This is a genomic window from Pedobacter segetis (genome assembly GCF_016623585.1).
Classification (GTDB): domain Bacteria; phylum Bacteroidota; class Bacteroidia; order Sphingobacteriales; family Sphingobacteriaceae; genus Pseudopedobacter; species Pseudopedobacter segetis.
In genome coordinates, this window is sequence record NZ_JAEHFY010000013.1 from 64109 (window position 1) to 85730 (window position 21622).

A 21622-nucleotide genomic window follows, 5' to 3' on the forward strand; every position below is an offset into this window, starting at 1 on the left:
TTATGGTTTTGAATAAAGATATAGATAGGCATAATTTTCAACCAAAAAAGTTTATCCTTTGGTTGTTCATCGTATCTTCAATTATATTTTTTGCAGGTTTAACAAGCGGTTTTATCGTATATACCGGTGATGCAGGAAAAAAATTGAATGTACAACTACCCCACGTATTCATATACAGTACAGCGGTTATTATTTTGAGTAGTTTTACGCTACACTGGTCTTATTTACAATCAAAAAAATTAAAATTTACCCAACAAAAAGTTGGCTTGTGGCTCACTTTTGTTTTAGGGATATTATTTATTGTATTACAAGTATATGGATGGGCAGTTTGGACTAATTTAGGCGTGTTTTTTATCAATTCTAATGCCTCTATAAGTTTTGTTTATGCTTTTACTTTTTTACACATTATACATATAATTGCTGGCTTAGGGGTCTTAATTGCCGCATTAGTAAGTAGTTACGGTAAATTACCGAACGTAACTAATAGTTTTAGAATGGAGATTGCTTCTATTTTTTGGCATTTTGTAGATATTCTATGGATATATTTATACCTTTTCTTACTTTTGAGCCAGTAAAATTTTACTCAGAATTTACAACCTTCAATATTTAATGGATACAACAGCAAAACTAGACGAAGTTAAAACCACACCTTGGGCAGGTGGAAAGTCTCCTTTCCAAGTAGAATACGGGAAATTGATGATGTGGTTCTTCCTATTATCAGATGCATTTACGTTCTCTGCATTTTTAATTTATTACGGGGCACAACGCTTCAGTAAAATGACCTGGCCAGATCCCGAAATTATTTTTAAATCTTTCCCAGGGATATCAGACAATGCACCCTTAGTTTTTGTGGGTTTAATGACCTTTATATTGATCGCTAGTTCTGTTACAATGGTATTGGCCGTAGAAGCAGGTCATCGTAAGGCTAAAAAAGAGGTAATCTGGTGGATGGTTGCTACCATTATTGGAGGTTTTATGTTTTTAGGCTGCCAAGCTTTAGAATGGGCGCATTTACACCACGAGGGTTTCTGGTGGGGAGCAATCCCAACTGCAGAAACTCTTAAGGAAATGGGTATTACAGCCAGTAATATGAGTTGTCAGCAATTTGCTAATCTGTTTTTTACCATAACGGGCTTCCACGGCTTCCATGTATTTACAGGTGTTGTTGTTAATATCATTATCTTATTTATGACAATAGCCGGAGTGTTTGAAAAAAGAGGTCATTACTTAATGATAGAAAAAGTTGGACTTTATTGGCACTTTGTAGATTTGGTTTGGGTATTTGTATTTACTTTCTTTTATTTAGTATAATTTTAATTCAATTATAATGTCAACACAACACAGCGATTTAGAACATGCAGATCAGCATGAAACCATGTCTAAAAAACAAATATGGAAAGTATTTTTTATTCTTTTAGGCGTAACCGTAGTTGAATTTATTTTAGCATTGGCAATACCAGACACCGTTATTCCGCAACATTTTAAAAACTTTGCATACATAACATTAACTCTTGTTAAAGCGTTTTACATAGTAGCTTTTTTTATGCACCTAAAATTCGAGAAATATACTATGATAGTTGGTGTTACTGTTTCTTTCATATTTATTATTTATTTTATTATTTTGATGCTTACAGAAGGTAATTATTTACACCTGCACATGAATGTATAAAAATAAATTTCCGTTAGCTAAAATATTGATCCTGGTAACCATATTAGCGGTTCCAGGATTTTTGTATTATTTACTCCAAGCAAAAGGTAAAAACAGATACAAGCCTTTGCCAATTTTTGGCCCAAAAGAAGTTGCTGCCACATTCTATACCAAACGTGGTAAAAAAATACCAGACACTATTTATCATCAGATCCCTGCTACCCAATTAATATCTTCAACCGGCGATTCTATAAATATTAAAGACTTTAAAGGAAAAATTACCGTCGTTAATTTTTTCTATAGTAAAAACAAAAATGTTTTGCCTCAAATTAATGAAGGTCTTTCTAGTATCTACGATGAGTTTAAGGACAATAAACTGATTAAATTCTTGTCTATCTCTGTAGATCCACGGTCTGATAGTGTTAAAGCTTTAAAGGATTATGCCAAGGCTTTAAAAGCAAAAAAAGGGAAATGGGAAATCGGTACCGCAGATACATCCATTACCTATCCTTTAATTAGGGATCAATTTTTTGTCAACGTTTTACATGATCCTCAAGATACATCTAAATTTATTTTTAGCGATAAATTGATACTTTTAGACGCAGATCAAAGAATTAGGGGCTATTATACCGCTACCTCATTTAATGAAATTAAAAGATTGAGTGATGAGATCAAGGTTTTGATAACAGAAGAACTAAGAAAAATTAAATTAGAATAAAAAAACCTTAGTGTTTTTAAAATGTTTGTTGGGTAATGAAAGATAAATTTATTTTTAGATTGATCATCGGGATTTCAATCTTTGTTTTTTTGGTTGTATTGGTTTTAAACCGTAAGATCATCCCAGTAACCATACAAACTCCAAGTTTCATCTATTTGCTACCTAAGGTAAATGCCATATTAAATGGTACTTGCAGCATTTTATTGCTGATTTCTCTCTATTTTATCAAAAACAAAAACATTACGGCTCACAAAAGAACCAATATCATTACTTTTATATTGTCTTCTTTGTTTTTGGTATCCTATATATTGTTCCATTATTTCGCACCAGAAACCAAGTTTGGAGATTTAAACCACGATGGTGTTTTAAGTGCACAAGAAATAGTAGCTTCGGGTAATTTAAGATATGTTTATTACGTTATTTTAATTACACACATTATTTTGGCCGCGGGGGTGTTACCCTTAATTTTGTTGAGCTTTTTTAGGGGTTTAAAAATGCAGGTAGAAAGACATAAAAAGTTAGTGCGTTGGAGCTTTCCAATCTGGCTTTACGTAACGGTAACTGGCGTGGTAGTTTATTTAATGATTTCGCCTTACTATAATTTTTAATTTATATCATCATGAAAATTTTAAAAGTTTTAAGTATCCTTTTTTTTATTGGAGGATTAATATTAATAAGCAATAGCTCTTTTGCACAATGTGCTATGTGCCAAGCAACGGTAGAGTCTAATCTCAAAGGTGGAGGAACCGCCGCTACCGGTTTAAATAAAGGGATCATGTATTTATTGGCAGCACCGTATGTTATGATATTGGGTATAGGCTTGTTATGGTATAAAAAATACAGGAAAAAAGACGTTGCCATAGATATAAAAGAACAAAAGATCAATTTGAATTGATTTGCTAATGTCGAGTTTTCTTGAAATTTTGTCACACTAGATTCATTTTCAGAATACCATCGAAATTGCTTTTCACTTTGTAATTTAACCGTTTCTTTATAAAATACTGGATCATTAGTTGGCAAACAGTATGGTACTCTTCTCTGAAATAAAAATGGCAAAAACACCTCAAATGCAAGCGATGCTCCATGCAAAATGCCCAAGATGCAGAAGGGGAGATATGTTTAAAACGAGTATGTACGGTTTTAAATCCCAAAAAATGTATGATAATTGCCCCAAATGTAATTTGCGTTTTGAGGTAGAGCCGGGTTATTTTTATGCCGCAATGTATGTGGGTTACGCCTTAAATGTTGCATTGGCCGTTACCATAGGCATCATTACCTATTGGTTCACTGGTGAATTAGAATCCCCATGGCTTTACGTTATTACTATTTTTATAGGTGCCTTGGCATTTGCCCCTGCTAATTTCAGATACTCAAGAGTTATATTATTGTTTTGGCTTTCGCCGAAGATAAAATACTTGGAAAATTATGACCATGATTAAAAAAGAAACTTTTAATTTTCTAAAAGATTTAATCGATAACAACAACAGAGATTGGTTTCAAGATAACAAATCTAGGTATGAAGAAGCTAAGCAAAACGTAGAAGAGTTTGCAGATGAAATCCTAAAGGAAATAAAAAAGATAGATTTATCCATCCCATCAGAATTGCCTGGCAAAAAAACAATGATGAGAATTTACAGAGACGTAAGGTTCAGTAAAAATAAATTACCTTATAAAAACAACTTTGGGATAGGTATTTCATCGGCAGGGAAAGGAGGCGATACACCAGGATATTATATCCACATCCAACCCGGAGAAAGCTTTGTTGCCGGAGGGTATTGGATGCCCCAAGCAGATCATCTCAAAGCAATCAGACAAGAGATTGACTATAACACCCAAGATTTATTAAAGATAATTGAGGCTAAAGAGTTTATGGCTCATTTTGGTGGTTTAAGCCAACAAGATAAGCTAAAGACCACGCCAAAAGGTTATGATGCAGACCATGATCATATAGAGTTATTAAGGTTAAAAAGTTTTACGGTTTCAGAAAAGTTTAAGGATAGCGATTTAAGCTCTTCAAAATCGGTCCAACTTATCATTGCATCATTAAAACAGATATTTCCCTTAACTTTGTTTTTAAAGCAAGCAATAGGCAACGGCTAACATTCTCAACCCAAAAGATAAATGAAAAAATCAGTATTGATAGCGGTAATCACACTTTTGTTTCTAAGCTCTTGTGTGGTTTTATCTAAAAAGAAATATGAAAAATTGATCGCCCAAAAAGATTCTTTAAGTACAGGTTGGGATGCAGATCAAGTTAAAGTTGCTTCGTTACAAGAGCAAATTAAGTCTCTACAAACAGATACGGCTAATCTAAGAGCTAAAATCGCCGATTATCAAACCCAATTAGAAGGTTTAAATAGCAATTATGCTACCCTAAGAAATAATACCTCATCAGAAATCAATAAGCTTTCTGCCGATCTAGAAAAAAGGGAAGCAAGGTTAAAAGAGGTAGAAGAGATTTTGAAAAAGCGTGATGCGGCAACAAACGCATTAAAAGAAAAATTGCAACAGGCGCTTTTAGGGTTTCAACAAAGCGGTTTAACCGTAGAGATCAGAAACGGTAAGGTTTATGTTTCTTTAACCGATAAGCTATTGTTTAGCACAGGATCAATAGTGATAGATGATAAGGGAAAACAAGCCCTAAAAGAACTAGCTAAGGTTTTAAATACACAACCAGAAATAAATATTGCGGTAGAAGGCCATACAGATAACCAAAAAGTGGGTAATCTGGGCCAGATTAAAGATAATTGGGATTTAAGCGTATTAAGGGCAACATCGGTGGTTAGGTACCTAACAGAACTACAGAACATCAGCCCAGAAAGATTAACCGCCACCGGCAAAGGCCAATACCAACCGATTGCTTTAGGGAACACCCCAGAAGATAGAAGTAAAAACAGAAGGATAGAAATTGTACTTTCGCCCAAATTGGATGAGTTGTATAATCTGATAAAATAATTTTATATTTGAAGTGAATATATTGATAACCAATGTTTTGTATTAGTGAACAGAAGAGACTTACAAGAACTTTCTAAAATTCGATTAAGAGAAGCGAAAGTTTTACTTGATAATAAATGTTTCGATGGTGCTTATTATCTTTGTGGTTACAGTATTGAATGCGCTTTAAAAGCATGTATTGCTAAGAATACTAAAAAATTCGATTTTCCTGATAAAAAAATAATAGATCAAAGTTATACTCATGACTTACTTAAATTGTTGAAAACAGCTGGATTAGAATCAGAACTTAATAAAGAAGATAGTGAAGAATTTAAAATCAATTTGAACATTCTAAGGGACTGGAACGAAACAAGCAGGTATAGTAAAAACTCAAAGCGTAAAGCGCTAGATATATATAACTCTATATCGGATATTAATAATGGAATATTAAAATGGATACAGCTACACTGGTAAATTTAGACATTGAACAAGGAAAACAACTTGTTCAATTCTTGGATAGTAAGCAATTTAATATAGAAAGTGCATTTTGGTATTTCATGGAAGAACCTGAAGTGTGGAGGTTGATTATTGCTTCTGAAGAAGTTGATATAAACGGACCTAAGAAAACTTACAGAAAAATTCTAGACTATTTAAAAGAAAAACCAGAAATTGAAATTCCTTTACAAGCAATATCTGTAATAAGTATTTCTGATACATTAAATAAAACATTCAAAAGTTTTGTAAAAACAGGCGATGAGATTTCAGGTATCAGACTTTCGCGTAATGTAATCAACGGTGTTTTTATTAAAGACGCTTACATATATAGAGTCAATTAACAAATTATTTAAAATGATTATTTAAAATCCGAGATGATTTCTCGGATTTTTTGTTTTATAATTTCTACAGAACGTACCGTTTTCATAATCGAAATAAAAAAAAAATATGTTTAACTTTTTTTTAAAAAGCCTAAACAAAACAATTCATTTAATCGTTAATAGACCAATGAATCTGAAACAAAAAGTTGCGGTTTATCGCAAAGAGCATTTTAACGCCGCCCACAGGTTAAACAACCCCAATTGGAGTGATCACCGTAACAAATCTGTTTTCGGGAAATGCAATAACCCAAACTATCATGGCCATAATTATGATTTGATTGTAAAGGTGAGTGGTTTTGTTGATAAGGAGACTGGTTACCTGATGGATATGAAAATATTATCAGATTTGATAAAAGAAAAAATATTGGACAGGTTTGATCACATGAACCTTAACTTGGATGTAGAAGAATTTAAGGCATTAAACCCAACGGCAGAAAACATCGCAATGGTAATATACGATAATCTGAGAACAGAGATAAGCCCAGATTTAGACTTAAAGATAACCTTATTTGAAACCGAAAGAAACTATGTTGAATACCCCGCTTAACACCTATCCGCAAGAGGATATTTTAATTGACGCTATTGGTAACGACCATGTGGGTACTGCTTACGCTACTCCCTTACGGGAAGATGCTTTTAAAATTGATGATGCCACAAAAATTGAAATGATCGAAAAGCATTTCAAGAGCATTATGGAAATTATGGGTTTAGATCTAACCGATGATAGTTTAAAGGGCACCCCTAAAAGAGTTGCCAAAATGTACATCAAAGAAATTTTTAGTGGTTTAAACCCCGCAAATAAACCAGAAGCAAGGTTGTTCGATAACAAATATCGATACAACCAGATGCTGGTAGAAAAGAACATTACCCTTTTTAGCAATTGCGAACATCATTTTGTGCCAATTATTGGCAAGGCACACGTGGCCTATATTAGCAGTGGCAAAGTTATTGGGCTTTCTAAGTTAAACAGGATCGTACAATATTTTTCTCGGAGGCCACAAGTACAAGAGCGTTTGAATATCCAGATAGCCAACGAATTAAAGAAGGTTTTAGCCACAGAAGATGTGGCGGTTATTATAGAGGCCGATCATTTGTGCGTTTCTTCTAGAGGAATTAGGGATACCACAAGTTCTACCGTTACGGCAGAATATGGCGGTAAATTTTTAGAAGCAGAAACACGAAACGAATTTTTAAAATACATTGGATGAACTACTTAGTAATAGGCGGCAGCTCTGGGATTGGTTTAGAATTGGTTAAAAAATTATTGAAAGAGGGGAATAATGTTTACGCAGCATCCCGCCATCAAGGAGATTTACCGCAAGAAGCTAGATTTATAGAATTGGATATCCTAGAAGACATCGAAACATTAAAATCGGCTTTGCCAGAAAAATTGGATGGATTAGCATATTGCCCGGGGACCATCAATTTAAAACCTTTTGGGAGGTTAAAGGAAGAAGATTTTTTAAACGACTATAAAATAAATGTTTTGGGTGCCGTTAAAGTAATCCAAGCAACGATCAACCATTTAAAAAATGCTAAAAATGCCTCAATCGTATTATTTAGTACAGTTGCGGTACAACAAGGTATGGGTTTCCATGCTAGTATTGCAGCAGCAAAAGGTGCAATAGAAGGTTTAACAAAATCTTTGGCGGCAGAATTTGTGGGCATTAAAATACGTGTAAACGCATTAGCTCCCTCTCTAACCGCAACGCCGTTGGCACAACAGCTCATTTCTACTCCAGAACGTAGGGAAGCATCAGATAAAAGGCACCCTTTGGGCAGAATAGGCACAGCAGAAGAACTTGCGGAGGCAGCATTTTTCCTAATCTCGCCACAAAGTTCTTGGATAACAGGACAAATCTTGGGTATCGATGGCGGTATGTCATCCATCAAGAACATATAAATGAGAGAAATTAGCTCCGCAGAGATTTCACAAATGGAACAACGTTTCCGCACAACTTTTATCAATAGCATTTCGGGGTTTAAAAGTTTACAAATGGTGGGTACGATCAATAGCGAGGGCAATACCAATTTAGCGCTATTTAGCTCAATCTTCCACGTGGGCGCAAACCCTCCTTATTTGGGTATGGTGGTTAGGCCAGATGGTAACGAACATGAAACCATCCAGAATATCATGTTCAACAAATGTTATACGCTCAATAACGTAACAATCGCGAAGGTTAAAAATGCCCATCAAACAAGTGCAAGGTATTTGGCAGGCCAATCAGAATTTAAAGAATGTGGTTTTACCGAAGAATATGTAAAAGATTTTGCCGCTCCTTTCGTTAAAGAATCTAGTATAAAGATCGGCTTAGAATTTAAAGAATATCTTCCTTTTTTATTGAACAAAACTAAAATAGTAATAGGCGAGATCAAGCATATTTTAATAGATGATGATTTAATAAAAGACGACGGCTTTGTAGATTTGGCTGCCGCCAGTTCGGTAACATCTGCAGGTTTAGATGCTTATTATAGCACAAGTTTAATCAATAGATTTAGCTATGCCAAACCTGGGAAACAAGTTGAAGAGCTGGTTGTTAACAATAATGAAGATTAATAAATAAAATTTGGGCGTTCGGGCGGGCTTTCCATTATATCTTTTTAAATGTCATCCTGAGCGGAGTGGAAGGAAACATTTAAAAAGGATGTCATTCCAATCCCTAACGCAAAAAACAAGAGAAAATTTATTGTAGGTTTTCAGAATATCAAATTTTTATAACACACAATCTGCCGACTTCGGTCTACAGACATCAGACTTTTTTTATACAACAAATCCGACTTTAGGCTTTTAACTTAAAATTTTCTAATTAAACTTTATAAAAATGGCAACCAAGCAAAAAATCCAAAACGATTACATCAACCATGTTCTAACAGAAGGTAAAAAGCCTGCAACGGTTTTTGCGTTTGCAAAGAAAAATAAGTTTCAAGAAGAAGAGTTTTATAAGCACTTTGGTTCTTTTGATGGCATAGAAGCAGAAGTTTGGGCAGATTTATTTAGGCAAACCATCAAAGAAATAAAGTCTCAAGAAGTTTGGGGTACATATTCTGCCCGCGAGAAAGCGCTGTCTTTTTTCTATAGTTTTTTTGAGCTTTTAAAAAGCAATAGAAGTTTTGTCAATTACAGCACAGGCCATTTCAAAAAAGGATTGCATACGCCCGTTCAACTAAAAGAAAGCAAAACGGCATTTGAAGAGTTTAGCATAGAAATTATCCAAGAAGGTTTAGAAACAGGAGAAATTACAGACAGGAAATTCATCAGCGATAGATATAAAGATGCGTTATGGATGCAATTGGCCTTTGTGCTTAAGTTTTGGTTAAAGGATTATTCGGCAGGTTTCGAGAAAACGGATGAAGCCATTGAAAAAGGCGTAAACGTAACCTTCGATCTATTCCAAAGAACACCAATAGATAACCTCTTAGATTACGGGAAATTTTTAGCCCAGAATGCTGGTTTTAAAATGAGCTTCTGATAAGTAGCATGATTTTAAATATGAATTTACAGGCTTTTTTGATGTTACCATAATGCAAATAGCAAAAAAGGATATATCCATCAGTTGGCAGAGTGTTAAAACACTAAAAAAATAAGCGTACAAAAAAATCGTAAAACCAATATCATTACTCACAACCTACTACTTACAACCTATCACTTAAAACAAAAATGAAAGAACAAAATAGTATCCCAGCAAGTAAAGTGGCCCGTTCGGCAAAATTTGTAGGTACAGGGTTTAAGATTGGGGGCAATTACATCAAACATTATTCTAAAAAGCTTTTCAATCCAGAATTAAGTAAAGACGAGTTAAATGAAGATAATGCAGCAGATATTTACAGCTCTTTAAGCGAATTAAAAGGTAGCGCATTAAAGGTTGCGCAAATGTTGAGCATGGATAAAAATATCCTCCCTAAAGCCTATGTAGATAAATTTTCATTATCCCAATACAGTGCGCCACCCTTAAGTGGGCCACTGATTATGCAAACTTTTAAAAAGCATCTTGGTAAAACTCCCGATAAAATATTCGATAAATTCGATTTAAAATCCACAAATGCAGCATCGATTGGGCAAGTTCATAAAGCCGAGTTAAATGGAGAAAAACTAGCGGTTAAAATTCAATATCCCGGTGTGGGTAATTCTATCTCATCAGATTTAAAGTTAATCAAACCATTTGCTTTCAGGTTGTTAGGGATGAGCGAAAAAGAGTTGGATATTTACATGAAAGAGGTAGAAGAACGCTTGGTAGAAGAAACTGATTATGAGCTAGAAGTAGAAAACTCTCTAAAAATTTCTAAAGCTTGCGCTAATTTGCCCAATATCGTTTTTCCTAAATATTATAAAGAACTTTCTGGTCCACGCATCATTACCATGAGTTGGGTAGAAGGTTTGCACCTGAAAGAATTTTTAAAAACAGATCCATCGCAACAATTAAGGGATAAAATTGGCCAGGCATTGTGGGATTTTTATAATTTCCAACAACATGAGTTAAGGGCAGTCCATGCCGATCCACATCCGGGGAATTTTATGATCACTCCAGATGGAAAATTGGGAGTGATCGATTTTGGTTGTATCAAAGAACTGCCAGACGATTTTTACTATCCATTTTTCTCTACCACATCAACAGATCTACTAGATAACAAAGGAGAAACCATTAAGGCTTTTAAGGCCTTAGAAATGATTTTACCCAAAGATAATCCTGCACAAGTAGAATTCTATTACCAGAATTATAAAGAAATGATCGCTCTTTTTGCCCAACCTTATATTAAAGGAGAATTTGATTTCAGCCAAACAGAATTTTTTGATTCTTTATACGGTTTTGGAGAAAAAATTGCAAAAATGCCAGAATTTAAGCAAGCTAGAGGTGTTAAACACTTTATTTATGTAAACCGCACCAACTTTGGTTTGTATAATATCTTGCATGAGCTTGGCGCAAAAGTTAAAACAGACACCTATAAACCACATATAAAATTGGCTTTTTAGTTCTAAAGCTTCTCTGTTTTACAATCTGTTTTAAATCTCATTATCAATATTATTGTCAATTCTATTATAATATTCCTTATACTATTCTTAGTTTAGGGCATAATTTAAAAAATAATGAAAACAATAAACGATATAAATTTTTCGGGCAAAAAAGCCCTAATAAGGGTAGATTTTAACGTCCCGTTAGATAAAGACTTCAAAATTACTGATGATAAGAGGATAACCGCTGCTTTACCAACAATTAAAAAGATATTAAAAGATGGCGGAAGCGTAATTCTAATGTCGCACTTAGGTCGCCCAAAAGATGGGCCTACGGATAAATATTCTTTAAAACACATCGTACCACATCTTTCAAAACTTTTAGGTACCCAGGTTCAGTTTGCTGACGATTGTATAGGAGCAGAGGCGCAACAAAAAGCTAAAGATTTAAAAATTGGTGGCGTTTTATTGTTAGAAAACTTACGTTTCTACAAAGAAGAAGAAAAAGGCGATGAAGCATTTGCAGAAAAACTGTCTAAATTGGGCGATGTTTATGTAAACGATGCTTTTGGTACGGCACATAGGGCCCATGCCTCAACAGCTGTAATCGCAAAGTTTTTCCCAGATGCTAAATACTTCGGTTATTTAATGGGCGCCGAATTGGCCAATGCAGAAAAGGTTTTAAACGACCCTAAACGCCCTTTTACCGCAATTATGGGCGGTGCAAAAGTTTCGGATAAAATTTTATTGATCGAGAAACTTTTAGATAAAGTTGATAATCTTTTGATTGGTGGCGGCATGACTTACACTTTTATAAAAGCTAATGGCGGTAGCATTGGCAAATCTTTGGTAGAAGAAGATAAACTAGATCTAGCCAAAGAACTTATGAAAAAAGCAAATGAAAAAGGTGTAAAATTGATCATCCCTACAGATTCTGTAATTGCCGATTCTTTTTCTAACGATGCAGAAACTGGGAACGCTTATAATGATCATATCAAAGACAACTGGATGGGTTTGGATATTGGCGAGGATACCATCAATAAATTTTCTGAGATCATTAAAAAATCCAAAACCATTTTATGGAACGGCCCAATGGGCGTTTTTGAAATGTCTAAGTTTGAGAACGGCACCAAACAAGTTGCACATGCAGTGGTAGAAGCAACAGAAAACGGAGCTTTCTCTTTAATTGGAGGCGGAGATTCTGCCGCCGCGGTTGCTAAATTTGGTTTAGAAGATGAAGTGAGTTACGTTTCTACTGGCGGAGGTGCTTTGTTAGAATATATGGAAGGTAAAGAATTGCCTGGTGTTAAAGCAATAATGGATTAAGGTTTAATCCATTGAATTTTAGAAAGCGTTCTGGGTTTTCCGGGGCGTTTTTTTTGTATTCGATTCTTTTATTTGAGAGGCTTTATTGGGTTAAAAAGTTATAAATTTTTTTGGCTCCATCTATTAGTAGTTTCCTTATTAAGGAAAAGCAGATATGACTAAAGATTTGCAATTAGAAAAGAGTTTCTCTACCTAAAACATAAATGGAATAGAACGAAATTTTTTAGTCGTAAATATCTTTTCTATGCCCAAGTTTGATTATCTCAATAACTAATTCTTTATCAAAAATTTTGTAAATTATACGATAATTGCCAGTTCTTATTCTATAACCCTCTCTACCATTTAATTTTATATATCCTTGTGGTCTAGGGTCATCTTTAAGATTAGAAATAGCTTGTTTTATGTTTGAGTAAAAAGGGTCGTTTATTTTCGCTAATTCTTTTAACGCTTGACTACTAAAATTTAAAGAGTAGGTCATTTGTTGTTTCTTTTGTCTTCAATTATTTTAAAGGCATCAGTCATGGGTATTCTTTCTCCGTCATCATTCTTCTCAGCTTCATCAAATAACCTAATATCTTCAATCTCATCCAATTCTTCCATTAAAGCATCAAATTCTTTTGCGGGTAAAATCACTAAAGATTTATCCCCATTGGTATCTTTTATATATTGTGGATGTAACGCAATCATAATTTCTGTTTTTTTTAAATAAATCTAACCATAAAATTAAACATCTTTATATAAAAAGACCATAATAAAATGTAAATTATAAAGTGTGTGATTTAAACTTTACGCTATCCAGCAAAATGCCTTAATTCTTCAAAAAAATAAATTTTTCCCACTTTTTTTCATAAACTAAAAATTTCTGAGCAAGCTTTCCCACCGCAGCTCAAAAAGGGATAATTTAACTGTCTTTCAGAACCTTATAGAATCAATTTTCTAAAAATACTTATCGAAATTTTATTTCTTTTAGATAAAAAATGCTTTTTAAATCGCTGTGAGAATGGTTTTAGCTGTTGAAAACTTTTTGTGGGGTAAAGTGGGAAAAAGTGGTAACAATCATTACTTTTACATTATAATAAAGTTTTAGGTTAAACTATGTCTCATCTAATCGGGGAATTTGATTGCAAGCTTGATGCGAAAGGCCGCTTAATGGTTCCTTCCGGTCTTAAAAAGCAATTGCCTTTAGTTGATGCAGAAGGCTTGGTAATTAACCGAGGTTTTGAGAAACATTTGACCATTTATTCTAAGGCAGAATGGGATAAAATAACCGAGGAGCTTGCCCAGTTAAATCCTTATGAAAAAAAGAACCGTGAATTTATCAGGTATTTTACCCGTGGATCTTCAGAGTTAAGTTTAGATGCTTCGGGAAGGGTTTTAATGCCAAAAGCATTGTTGGAGTATGCCGGTATAGGCAACGAAGTAGTGCTTTCTTGCCAGTTTAACAAAATTGAGGTTTGGGCAAAAGAAGCTTATGAAGTGCAAATGGATGATGAGCCAGAAAATTTCGCAAACCTTGCGGAAGAAGTTATGGGCAACAAAGGAAGGAGCGTAAATGGATAAAGGTTACCACGTTCCTGTGTTGTTGAAAGAGTGTGTGGACGCATTGGCCATCAAGCCAAACGGGATTTATGTTGATGTTACTTTCGGTGGCGGTGGGCACTCTAAAGAAATTTTGAAGAAGTTAGAAAAAGACGGTGTTTTGGCTGCTTTTGATCAAGATGAAGATGCCAAAAAAAATAGCTTAAATGATGATCGCTTTGTTTTTATAGATCAAAATTTTAGGCATTTAAAAAACAACCTCAGGGCGCATGATCTATTGCCTGTTGATGGTATCCTTGCCGATCTAGGTGTTTCTTCTCATCAATTTGATGTTCCTGAACGTGGTTTTTCTACCCGCTTTGATGCCAACCTGGATATGAGGATGGATCAAAACGGAGATTTGACTGCTCAAAATGTAATAAACAATTATCCGGAAGAAAAACTGCACAAAATTTTTGGGATTTATGGCGAGATACAAAACGCAAAATCCCTGGCAAAAGCCATCGTAACCGCTCGTTTGGCAAATCAAATCCTAACAATTAACGATCTAAAATCGGCGATAGCCAAAAACATACCTAAAGGGAAAGAGAATAAATATTTAGCCCAGGTTTTTCAGGCTTTAAGGATAGAGGTTAACCAAGAAATGGAAGCCTTAAAAGAGTTTTTAGGCCAAACGGTTGATGTTTTGGCAAAAGGGGGCAGATTGGTAATCATGTCTTACCATTCTTTAGAAGATAGGTTGGTAAAAAACTTTTTGGCAAAAGGCAAATTCTCTGGTGCTGTAGAAAAAGATTTTTTTGGCAATGAGATTAAACCTTTTGATTTAGTGGTAAAAAAATCGATTACGGCATCAGAAGAAGAGATAAAATTAAATAATAGGGCAAGAAGTGCCAGATTAAGGATAGCTATTAAGAGATGACAAATAGGTTAAGATCTGAAATAGAAAAGGAAGAACGCGAGCTGGAAGAAGCCAAGCTAAAGGAGCGCAAGGCAAAGGTTAAAAAAGAACCGATGAACAATGCCTTTACTGATTTTTTTAAAGGAGCGGTTTCTAAAGAAGCGGCAACCGAAGCATTGCCATTTGTGCTTTTTCTTTCTTTTTTGGGGATGATCTATATCGGAAACCGGCATAGTGCAGAAGATAACATCAGAAAAATAGAAGGTTTAAAGAAAGAGGTAAAAGAGTTGAGTTGGGATTTTAAGACGTTAAAGGCAGATTTAATGTTCAAAAGTCGGCAAACCCAGGTCATAAAAGAGGTTGATTCCCTTTTAGGGCTAAAAGTATCGGTAGAGCCACCAATAAAATTGAAAGCAAATTAAAGATGAATATCAGAACCAACATATTGCTTAGAGTGTACGCGGCCTTTGGCCTCATCATTTTATTTGCTGTTGCTGTTTTGGTTAAAATGGCCAACGTTCAGTTGGTACAAGGCGATAAATACAGGGCTATGGCCGATAGTTTAAGCACTAAATACGCCGAGGTGGAAGCGGCCAGAGGTAATATTTACTCTATTGATGGTAGCCTTTTGGCTACTTCTGTCCCAGAATATGATATCCGTATGGATTTAAAAGCCGGTGCAATTGCAGATAATCAAGTTTTCTATGCTAAAGTAGATTCTTTGGCGGGCAGCTTGTCAGATTATTTTAAAGATAAATCTGAAAGGGAATACTCAAGGGCCTTAAGAAACGCAAGAAAAGAAGGCGATAGATATTTCTTGATCAAAAGAAACATCAGTTACCAAGATTTAAAAGCGGTTAAAACATTTCCGATTTTCAATCTGGGGAGATATAAAGGTGGGATGATAGCCGTTCAAGAAAACAAAAGAATTCTTCCGTTTAGAGACCTGGCCAGCCGAACAATTGGCTATTACAATGCAAATTCTAAAGCTGCCGTGGGTCTTGAGGGTGCTTATGGCGATTATATTAACGGTGAAACCGGCAAAAGATTGGTTCAAAGAATTGCCGGCGGTGTTTGGATGCCCGTAAACGATGATGATGAGATAGCACCAAAAGAGGGTGCGGATATTATCTCTACCATTGATGTTAATATGCAAGATTTAGCCCAAAATGCACTCAAAAAGCAACTGATAAAATCTGCCGCAGACTTTGGGTGCGTAATTGTAATGGAGGTAAAAACCGGTGAGATCAAGGCCATATCTAATTTTAATAAAGTTGCCGACGGCGAGTATAAAGAAACCTTTAATTATGCCATTGCGCAAAGCGCAGAACCTGGATCTACCTTTAAGCTAGCTACTTATCTAGTGGCCATTGAAGATGGGAAATTTGGGCTAAACGATATTGTAAATACCGATGGAGGTAATTATAAGATTTATAACCATACCATTAGGGATCATGAGAATGAAGGTATCATCCCAATGAAAGTAGCGTTTGAGAAATCATCAAACGTTGCCATCGTTAAACAGATCTATAAAAACTATAAAGATGATCCAAGTGCTTTTACCAGTAAATTAAGGGCATTGCATTTGGGCGATAAGCTGGGCTTACAAATCCCGGGCGAGGGAACGCCCTTGATAAAAACACCGCAAAGTAAATCTTGGAGCGGTTTAACGCTTCCACAAATGGCTTATGGTTATGAGTTAAAGATAACGCCAATCCAACTTTTAACCTTATACAATGCAGTTGCCAATAATGGGAAAATGATCGCACCGTTATTTGTTCATGAGATAAGAAGGCTAGGAAACACAGTAGAGCTATTTAAAGCTAGGGTTATAAAAGATAAGATATGTTCTGATAGAACCTTGGGCCTGCTAAAGGAAATGTTGGAAGGCGTAGTTACAGAGGGTACAGCTAAAGAAATCAACAACCCTTTATATCAAATTGCGGGTAAAACGGGTACTGCACAGGTAGCGGATGGCGCAAATGGCTATAAGGGAAAAAGGAAATATCAAGCTTCTTTTTGTGGTTATTTCCCGGCCAACAACCCAAAGTACTCAATGATAGTAGTGGTTAATAACCCAACCAAGGGTTCTTACTACGCAAGCTCTGTGGCCGGGCCGGTGTTTAGAGAAGTGGCCGATGTAGTTATCGGTAGCGACTTAGAGCTAGATAATAACCACAAATTGCCACAATTAGTTGGTAACACAAAACTGCCTTCGGTTAAGCAAGGCTACAAAAAATCTTCCCAATCTGTTTATAAATCATTGGGCATAAAAGCTTTATATGCCTCAACAAATGAGAACGAAATTGGGATAGATAGCAGTAATGGTATTGCATACCAAGAAATTAAGATGAATAAAGGCTTAGTGCCCAATGTAAGCGGGATGGGTTTAGAAGATGCGCTTTTTGTTTTGGGCAATTCTGGCTTAAAGCCGATTGTTAAAGGAGAAGGCGAAGTGAAATCCCAATCATTAGCAGCAGGAACACCAATTTATAAAGGAACAAGAATTTTAATAGAATTACAATAAGTGGCAACATTAAAAGACATATTATATCATGTTTCTTTAGAACAAGTTATTGGTTCTACAGATGTAGCTATTATTGCTGTGCAATTTGATTCGAGAAAAGTAACAGATCAAAGTCTTTTTGTTGCCGTAAAAGGAACGCTTTCTGATGGGCATGATTTTATTGATAAAGCCATAGATCTAGGGGCAAATTCTATCGTTTGCGATGTGATGCCTACCCATTTAAAGGATGGGATTACCTACATAAAAGTAAAAGATTCGGCGAAAGCCTTAGGGATAATTACCGCTAATTTTTATCAGAACCCTTCTAAAGATTTGAAATTAGTAGGCGTTACTGGTACAAACGGTAAAACCACGGTTGCCACTTTACTTTTTAAGTTATTTAGGGAATTAGGTTATAAAGCAGGTTTGATTTCTACGGTAGAGAATCAAATCAATGATGTAATTATCCCTTCAACACATACTACGCCAGATCCAATTGCGCTAAATTTATTATTGGGCGATATGGTTGCTAAGGGCTGTGAATACTGTTTTATGGAAGTAAGCTCTCATGCAATTGCCCAAGCAAGGATAGAAGGCTTAAACTTTACAGGAGGGATTTTCACAAATATTACCCATGATCATCTAGATTTTCATAAAACGTTTGATAACTACATCAAAGCAAAAAAAGCTTTTTTTGATGGTTTAAATAGATCTGCTTTTGCATTAACCAATGCCGATGATAAAAACGGAATGGTTATGCTGCAAAACACCGCGGCTCACAAAAAAACTTATGGTTTAAAATCGATGACAGATTTTAAGGCCAAGATTATAGAGAACCAATTTTCTGGTTTGCATTTAGATATTGATGGCGAAGATGTTTATTTCAAACTGGTTGGGAGTTTTAATGCGTCAAACTTGCTGGCGGTTTATGGTACGGCTTTGTTATTAGATCAAGATAAAACCAAAGTGTTAACGGTTTTGAGCAAATTGAGCGGAGCCGAAGGCAGGTTTGATTATCTGATTTCCCCAAATAGGATCATCGCAATAGTTGATTACGCACATACGCCAGATGCTATCGAAAATGTATTAACTACCGTTGATAATATCCGCACAAAAACAGAACAGGTAATAACGGTGGTGGGTTGCGGTGGCGACAGGGATAAAACAAAACGCCCAATTATGGCGCAAACTGCTTGCGATTGGAGCGATAAGGTTATCCTTACTTCTGATAATCCACGCTCTGAAGAACCTGAAGCCATCATCAAAGATATGCAAGCAGGCGTTTCTCCGGTAAATCTAAAGAAAGTGATTTCCATTACCGATAGAAAAGAGGCTATTAAAACTGCCTGCCATTTGGCAAAGCCCGGCGATATTATTTTGGTTGCCGGAAAAGGGCATGAAAAATACCAAGACATTAAAGGCGTAAAAACCGATTTTGACGATAAAAAAATATTAATGGAATGCTTTAATCAACTCAGCTAATCAGGATATGCTATACCACCTTTTCACATATTTAGATAAACAGTTTGATTTCCCTGGTTTAGGCCTGTTTCAGTTTATCTCTTTTAGGGCTGGTATGGCCATGATACTTTCTTTGATCATTACCACGGTTTACGGCAATAGGTTGATCAACTATTTAAGGTATAAGCAAGTTGGCGAAACAGTTAGGAATTTAGGTTTAGAAGGTCAAAACCAAAAGCAAGGAACACCAACAATGGGTGGGCTGATCATTATAGCAGGAATTTTAATACCGGTTTTATTGTTTGCAAGGATAGAAAACATATACATCATCTTGATGATCATAACCACCGTTTGGATGGGTGCAATAGGTTTTTTAGATGACTACATCAAGGTTTTTAAAAAAAATAAGGAGGGCTTGGCCGGTAAATTTAAAATTGTTGGGCAGGTTGGTTTATCGTTGATCATAGGTTGGACCATGTTTTTCCATCCCGATATTTTGGTGAGGCAAACCGTAAGCGAAGTCCCCTCAGTAGTTAAACTACAGAAAGGGAATAACACTTTTAAAGAAGAGATCTATAACGAAAAAGGCGAGAAACTGATTAGGGTAGAAAAAAGCAACGGGATCTATTATGCCAAAGACGTAAAATCTACCATCACTAATATCCCTTTTTACAAAAACAATGAGTTTGATTACGCCAAGGTATTGAAATTCTTGGGAAAAGATTATCAGAAATATTCATTGGTGGTATTCCTGCTTTTTGTAATAGTGATCATCACGGCAGTTTCTAATGGGGCAAATATTACCGATGGCATAGATGGTTTGGCCACGGGCACATCTGCAATAATTGGTATCACCTTGGCATTGTTGGCCTATGTTTCTGGTAATACCATTATCGCAGATTATTTAAAGATCATATATATCCCAAATTCTGGCGAGCTGGTAATTTTTGCGGCTGCTTTTGTTGGGGCCTGTATAGGTTTTTTATGGTATAACGCTTATCCCGCACAAGTTTTTATGGGCGATACGGGAAGTTTAACCATCGGAGGGATCATCGCCGTTTTTGCGATCATGATTCGTAAAGAACTATTGATACCCATTTTGTGTGGCGTGTTTTTGATAGAAAACCTATCGGTAATTATGCAAGTAAGCTGGTTCAAATATACCAGAAAGAAATATGGGGAAGGGCGTAGGATATTTTTGATGTCGCCGTTGCACCATCATTTCCAAAAGAAAGGTTACCACGAATCTAAGATCGTAAGTAGGTTTTGGATCGTGGGTATTTTACTGGCAATCATCACGATAGTGACTTTGAAATTGAGATAAATTAAAGTTCAAGAGATAAGAATCAAGAACAAAGAATCAAGAAACAAAAAATGCAAGATAATAACCAAAATATTCCAACAATAACTCCTTTTCCTTCTGAGAAGGCTGGGATGAGGCTCGTTATTTTGGGTGCCGGCGAGAGCGGTGTTGGTGCTGCAATTTTGGCACAAAAACAAGGTTTTGAAGTTTTTGTATCTGATTTTGGCGAGATAAAACAAGTTTATCAGGATGAATTAAACCATTATCAAATTTCTTTTGAATCTGGTAAGCATACAGAAGAACTGATCTTAAATGCAACCGAAGTGGTAAAAAGCCCGGGTATTGCAGATAAAGTGAGCATCGTTAAAAAACTGAAAGAAAAGAATATCCCTATCATCTCTGAAATAGAATTTGCTGGCAGATATAGCGATGCCAAAATGATTTGCATTACGGGATCTAACGGTAAATCTACCACAACCATGCTAACCTATCATATTCTGCAAAACGCAGGGTTAAACGTGGGCTTGGCGGGCAATATCGGCAAAAGTTTTGCAAGGCAGGTTGCCCAAGAAAACTTTGATTATTACGTATTGGAAATCAGCAGTTTTATGTTGGATGATATGTATGGGTTTAAAGCCGATCTAGCGGTTTTATTGAACATAACCCCCGATCATTTGGATAGGTACGATTACAAAATGGCAAACTATGTAAAATCTAAATTCAGGATTGTGCAAAACCAAACCTCGGCAGATCATTTCATTTATTGTGATGATGATCCAGAAATAAAGAATTACATGGCCAAGGCCGATATAAAAAGTCAGAAACATCCTTTTTCGATAGAGCATGAATTGAAGAATGGCGCATATTTAAAAGCAAATAATCTAATGATAAACCTCAGCAACTCCGATCAATTTGAAATGACTATCCAAGACCTAGCATTACAAGGTAAGCACAATACCTATAATTCTATGGCCTCTGGCATCTTAGCTAAAACTTTAGAGATCAGAAATGAATCTATAAGAGAGAGCATGGGAAATTATAAAAATATTGATCACCGTTTAGAATTTGTGGCCAATATTTCTGGTATAACTTTTATAAACGATTCTAAGGCAACCAACGTCAACTCTGTTTGGTATGCGCTAGAAAGTTTAAATACCGATGTGATCTTAATTATGGGAGGGGTAGATAAAGGGAACGATTATACCATGCTTAAAGAACTGGTGCGCCAAAAAGTAAAAGCCATTATCTGTTTAGGTAAAGATAACAAGGCAATTCACGATGCTTTTGAAGACGATGTTGAAGTAATGGTAAATACTTTTTCTGCAAACGAAGCAGTACAAATTGCTTACCACATGGCAAAAAAAGGCAGTACTGTTTTGCTTTCACCAGCCTGTGCAAGCTTTGATTTGTTTAAAAACTACGAAGACAGGGGCAACCAATTTAAGGCCGCCGTAAAAGAATTATAA

The 21622-nt window shown here is 35.6% G+C and carries 27 protein-coding genes; 25 read left to right on the forward strand and 2 right to left on the reverse strand.

The genetic code is table 11. The features are described from left to right. The first annotated feature begins 2 nt into the window (after window positions 1–2). The 18 genes from I5M32_RS10295 to I5M32_RS10380 all read left to right on the forward strand — a co-directional run bounded on the left by I5M32_RS10295 (window position 3) and on the right by I5M32_RS10380 (window position 12449). Window positions 3–575: a cytochrome c oxidase subunit 3 gene (locus I5M32_RS10295; protein ID WP_200586155.1), complete on the forward strand. Its 573-nt coding sequence runs from the start codon at window positions 3–5 to the stop codon at window positions 573–575. A 34-nt stretch (window positions 576–609) separates the two neighbouring features. Continuing rightward, a complete protein-coding gene (locus I5M32_RS10300) occupies window positions 610–1311 on the forward strand; it encodes a cytochrome c oxidase subunit 3 (RefSeq protein WP_200586156.1) in 702 nt (233 codons plus the stop codon). Between the two features lie 16 nt (window positions 1312–1327). Then, window positions 1328–1669 (forward strand): cytochrome C oxidase subunit IV family protein, encoded by a 342-nt coding sequence (locus I5M32_RS10305; protein WP_200586157.1) that lies wholly within the window; start codon window positions 1328–1330, stop codon window positions 1667–1669. Beyond that, entirely contained in the window at window positions 1662–2366 is a 705-nt protein-coding gene (locus tag I5M32_RS10310) for an SCO family protein (RefSeq protein WP_200586158.1), read from the forward strand. The genes I5M32_RS10305 and I5M32_RS10310 overlap by 8 nt, the downstream gene beginning before the upstream one ends. A gap of 35 nt (window positions 2367–2401) precedes the next feature. Next, window positions 2402–2974 (forward strand): DUF420 domain-containing protein, encoded by a 573-nt coding sequence (locus I5M32_RS10315; RefSeq protein WP_200586159.1) that lies wholly within the window; start codon window positions 2402–2404, stop codon window positions 2972–2974. An 11-nt stretch (window positions 2975–2985) separates the two neighbouring features. Continuing rightward, the gene (locus I5M32_RS10320; protein ID WP_200586160.1) at window positions 2986–3261 is read left to right on the forward strand and encodes a hypothetical protein; all 276 of its coding nucleotides are present in this window, start codon (window positions 2986–2988) and stop codon (window positions 3259–3261) included. 154 nt (window positions 3262–3415) lie between these two features. Next, the gene (locus tag I5M32_RS10325) at window positions 3416–3805 is read left to right on the forward strand and encodes a DUF983 domain-containing protein (protein ID WP_200586161.1); all 390 of its coding nucleotides are present in this window, start codon (window positions 3416–3418) and stop codon (window positions 3803–3805) included. Next, the gene (locus I5M32_RS10330; RefSeq protein ID WP_200586162.1) at window positions 3798–4466 is read left to right on the forward strand and encodes a DUF2461 domain-containing protein; all 669 of its coding nucleotides are present in this window, start codon (window positions 3798–3800) and stop codon (window positions 4464–4466) included. The genes I5M32_RS10325 and I5M32_RS10330 overlap by 8 nt, the downstream gene beginning before the upstream one ends. 21 nt (window positions 4467–4487) lie before the next feature. Next, complete coding sequence (locus I5M32_RS10335) at window positions 4488–5321, forward strand: OmpA family protein (RefSeq protein WP_200586163.1); 834 nt, start codon at window positions 4488–4490, stop codon at window positions 5319–5321. Window positions 5322–5366: 45 nt separating this feature from the next. Continuing rightward, window positions 5367–5774 (forward strand): HEPN domain-containing protein, encoded by a 408-nt coding sequence (locus I5M32_RS10340; protein ID WP_200586164.1) that lies wholly within the window; start codon window positions 5367–5369, stop codon window positions 5772–5774. Continuing rightward, window positions 5753–6136, forward strand: coding sequence for a hypothetical protein (locus I5M32_RS10345; protein WP_200586165.1), 384 nt, complete (start codon window positions 5753–5755; stop codon window positions 6134–6136). Before I5M32_RS10340 ends, I5M32_RS10345 begins: the two co-directional genes overlap by 22 nt. A gap of 166 nt (window positions 6137–6302) precedes the next feature. Next, window positions 6303–6722: a 6-pyruvoyl trahydropterin synthase family protein gene (locus I5M32_RS10350; RefSeq protein ID WP_234461932.1), complete on the forward strand. Its 420-nt coding sequence runs from the start codon at window positions 6303–6305 to the stop codon at window positions 6720–6722. Next, a complete protein-coding gene (gene folE / locus I5M32_RS10355; protein WP_234461933.1) occupies window positions 6685–7383 on the forward strand; it encodes a GTP cyclohydrolase I FolE in 699 nt (232 codons plus the stop codon). Before I5M32_RS10350 ends, folE begins: the two co-directional genes overlap by 38 nt. Further along, window positions 7380–8078, forward strand: coding sequence for an SDR family NAD(P)-dependent oxidoreductase (locus I5M32_RS10360; RefSeq protein WP_200586166.1), 699 nt, complete (start codon window positions 7380–7382; stop codon window positions 8076–8078). The genes folE and I5M32_RS10360 overlap by 4 nt, the downstream gene beginning before the upstream one ends. Beyond that, the gene (locus I5M32_RS10365; RefSeq protein WP_200586167.1) at window positions 8079–8732 is read left to right on the forward strand and encodes a flavin reductase family protein; all 654 of its coding nucleotides are present in this window, start codon (window positions 8079–8081) and stop codon (window positions 8730–8732) included. Window positions 8733–8997: 265 nt separating this feature from the next. Further along, the gene (locus I5M32_RS10370; RefSeq protein WP_200586168.1) at window positions 8998–9645 is read left to right on the forward strand and encodes a TetR family transcriptional regulator C-terminal domain-containing protein; all 648 of its coding nucleotides are present in this window, start codon (window positions 8998–9000) and stop codon (window positions 9643–9645) included. A gap of 188 nt (window positions 9646–9833) precedes the next feature. Next, window positions 9834–11144 carry an ABC1 kinase family protein gene (locus tag I5M32_RS10375; RefSeq protein WP_200586169.1) on the forward strand — a complete coding sequence of 437 codons (1311 nt, stop codon included), beginning with the start codon at window positions 9834–9836 and terminating at the stop codon, window positions 11142–11144. Between the two features lie 114 nt (window positions 11145–11258). After that, complete coding sequence (locus I5M32_RS10380) at window positions 11259–12449, forward strand: phosphoglycerate kinase (RefSeq protein ID WP_200586170.1); 1191 nt, start codon at window positions 11259–11261, stop codon at window positions 12447–12449. Between the two features lie 223 nt (window positions 12450–12672). Here the strand turns inward: I5M32_RS10380 and I5M32_RS10385 are convergent, their stop codons facing one another. Together I5M32_RS10385 and I5M32_RS10390 are read right to left on the reverse strand one after the other, a co-directional pair. Then, complete coding sequence (locus I5M32_RS10385) at window positions 12673–12927, reverse strand: type II toxin-antitoxin system RelE family toxin (RefSeq protein WP_200586171.1); 255 nt, start codon at window positions 12925–12927, stop codon at window positions 12673–12675. Continuing rightward, window positions 12924–13136 carry a hypothetical protein gene (locus I5M32_RS10390; RefSeq protein ID WP_200586172.1) on the reverse strand — a complete coding sequence of 71 codons (213 nt, stop codon included), beginning with the start codon at window positions 13134–13136 and terminating at the stop codon, window positions 12924–12926. The genes I5M32_RS10385 and I5M32_RS10390 overlap by 4 nt, the downstream gene beginning before the upstream one ends. A 408-nt stretch (window positions 13137–13544) precedes the next feature. On the opposite strand from I5M32_RS10390, the gene mraZ reads away from it, so the two are divergent. From mraZ to murD, 7 genes are all read left to right on the forward strand, one after another. Continuing rightward, window positions 13545–14009: a division/cell wall cluster transcriptional repressor MraZ gene (mraZ, locus tag I5M32_RS10395; RefSeq protein ID WP_200586173.1), complete on the forward strand. Its 465-nt coding sequence runs from the start codon at window positions 13545–13547 to the stop codon at window positions 14007–14009. Continuing rightward, complete coding sequence (gene rsmH, locus I5M32_RS10400; RefSeq protein ID WP_200586174.1) at window positions 14002–14907, forward strand: 16S rRNA (cytosine(1402)-N(4))-methyltransferase RsmH; 906 nt, start codon at window positions 14002–14004, stop codon at window positions 14905–14907. Before mraZ ends, rsmH begins: the two co-directional genes overlap by 8 nt. Beyond that, entirely contained in the window at window positions 14904–15308 is a 405-nt protein-coding gene (locus I5M32_RS10405; protein WP_200586175.1) for an FtsL-like putative cell division protein, read from the forward strand. The genes rsmH and I5M32_RS10405 overlap by 4 nt, the downstream gene beginning before the upstream one ends. A gap of 2 nt (window positions 15309–15310) precedes the next feature. After that, entirely contained in the window at window positions 15311–17413 is a 2103-nt protein-coding gene (locus I5M32_RS10410) for a penicillin-binding protein (RefSeq protein ID WP_200586176.1), read from the forward strand. Continuing rightward, the gene (locus tag I5M32_RS10415; RefSeq protein WP_200586177.1) at window positions 17414–18874 is read left to right on the forward strand and encodes a UDP-N-acetylmuramoyl-L-alanyl-D-glutamate--2,6-diaminopimelate ligase; all 1461 of its coding nucleotides are present in this window, start codon (window positions 17414–17416) and stop codon (window positions 18872–18874) included. It abuts the gene before it with no gap. Between the two features lie 7 nt (window positions 18875–18881). Continuing rightward, window positions 18882–20177: a phospho-N-acetylmuramoyl-pentapeptide-transferase gene (gene mraY / locus I5M32_RS10420; RefSeq protein ID WP_200586178.1), complete on the forward strand. Its 1296-nt coding sequence runs from the start codon at window positions 18882–18884 to the stop codon at window positions 20175–20177. A 110-nt stretch (window positions 20178–20287) separates the two neighbouring features. Further along, a complete protein-coding gene (murD, locus tag I5M32_RS10425; RefSeq protein ID WP_234461936.1) occupies window positions 20288–21622 on the forward strand; it encodes a UDP-N-acetylmuramoyl-L-alanine--D-glutamate ligase in 1335 nt (444 codons plus the stop codon).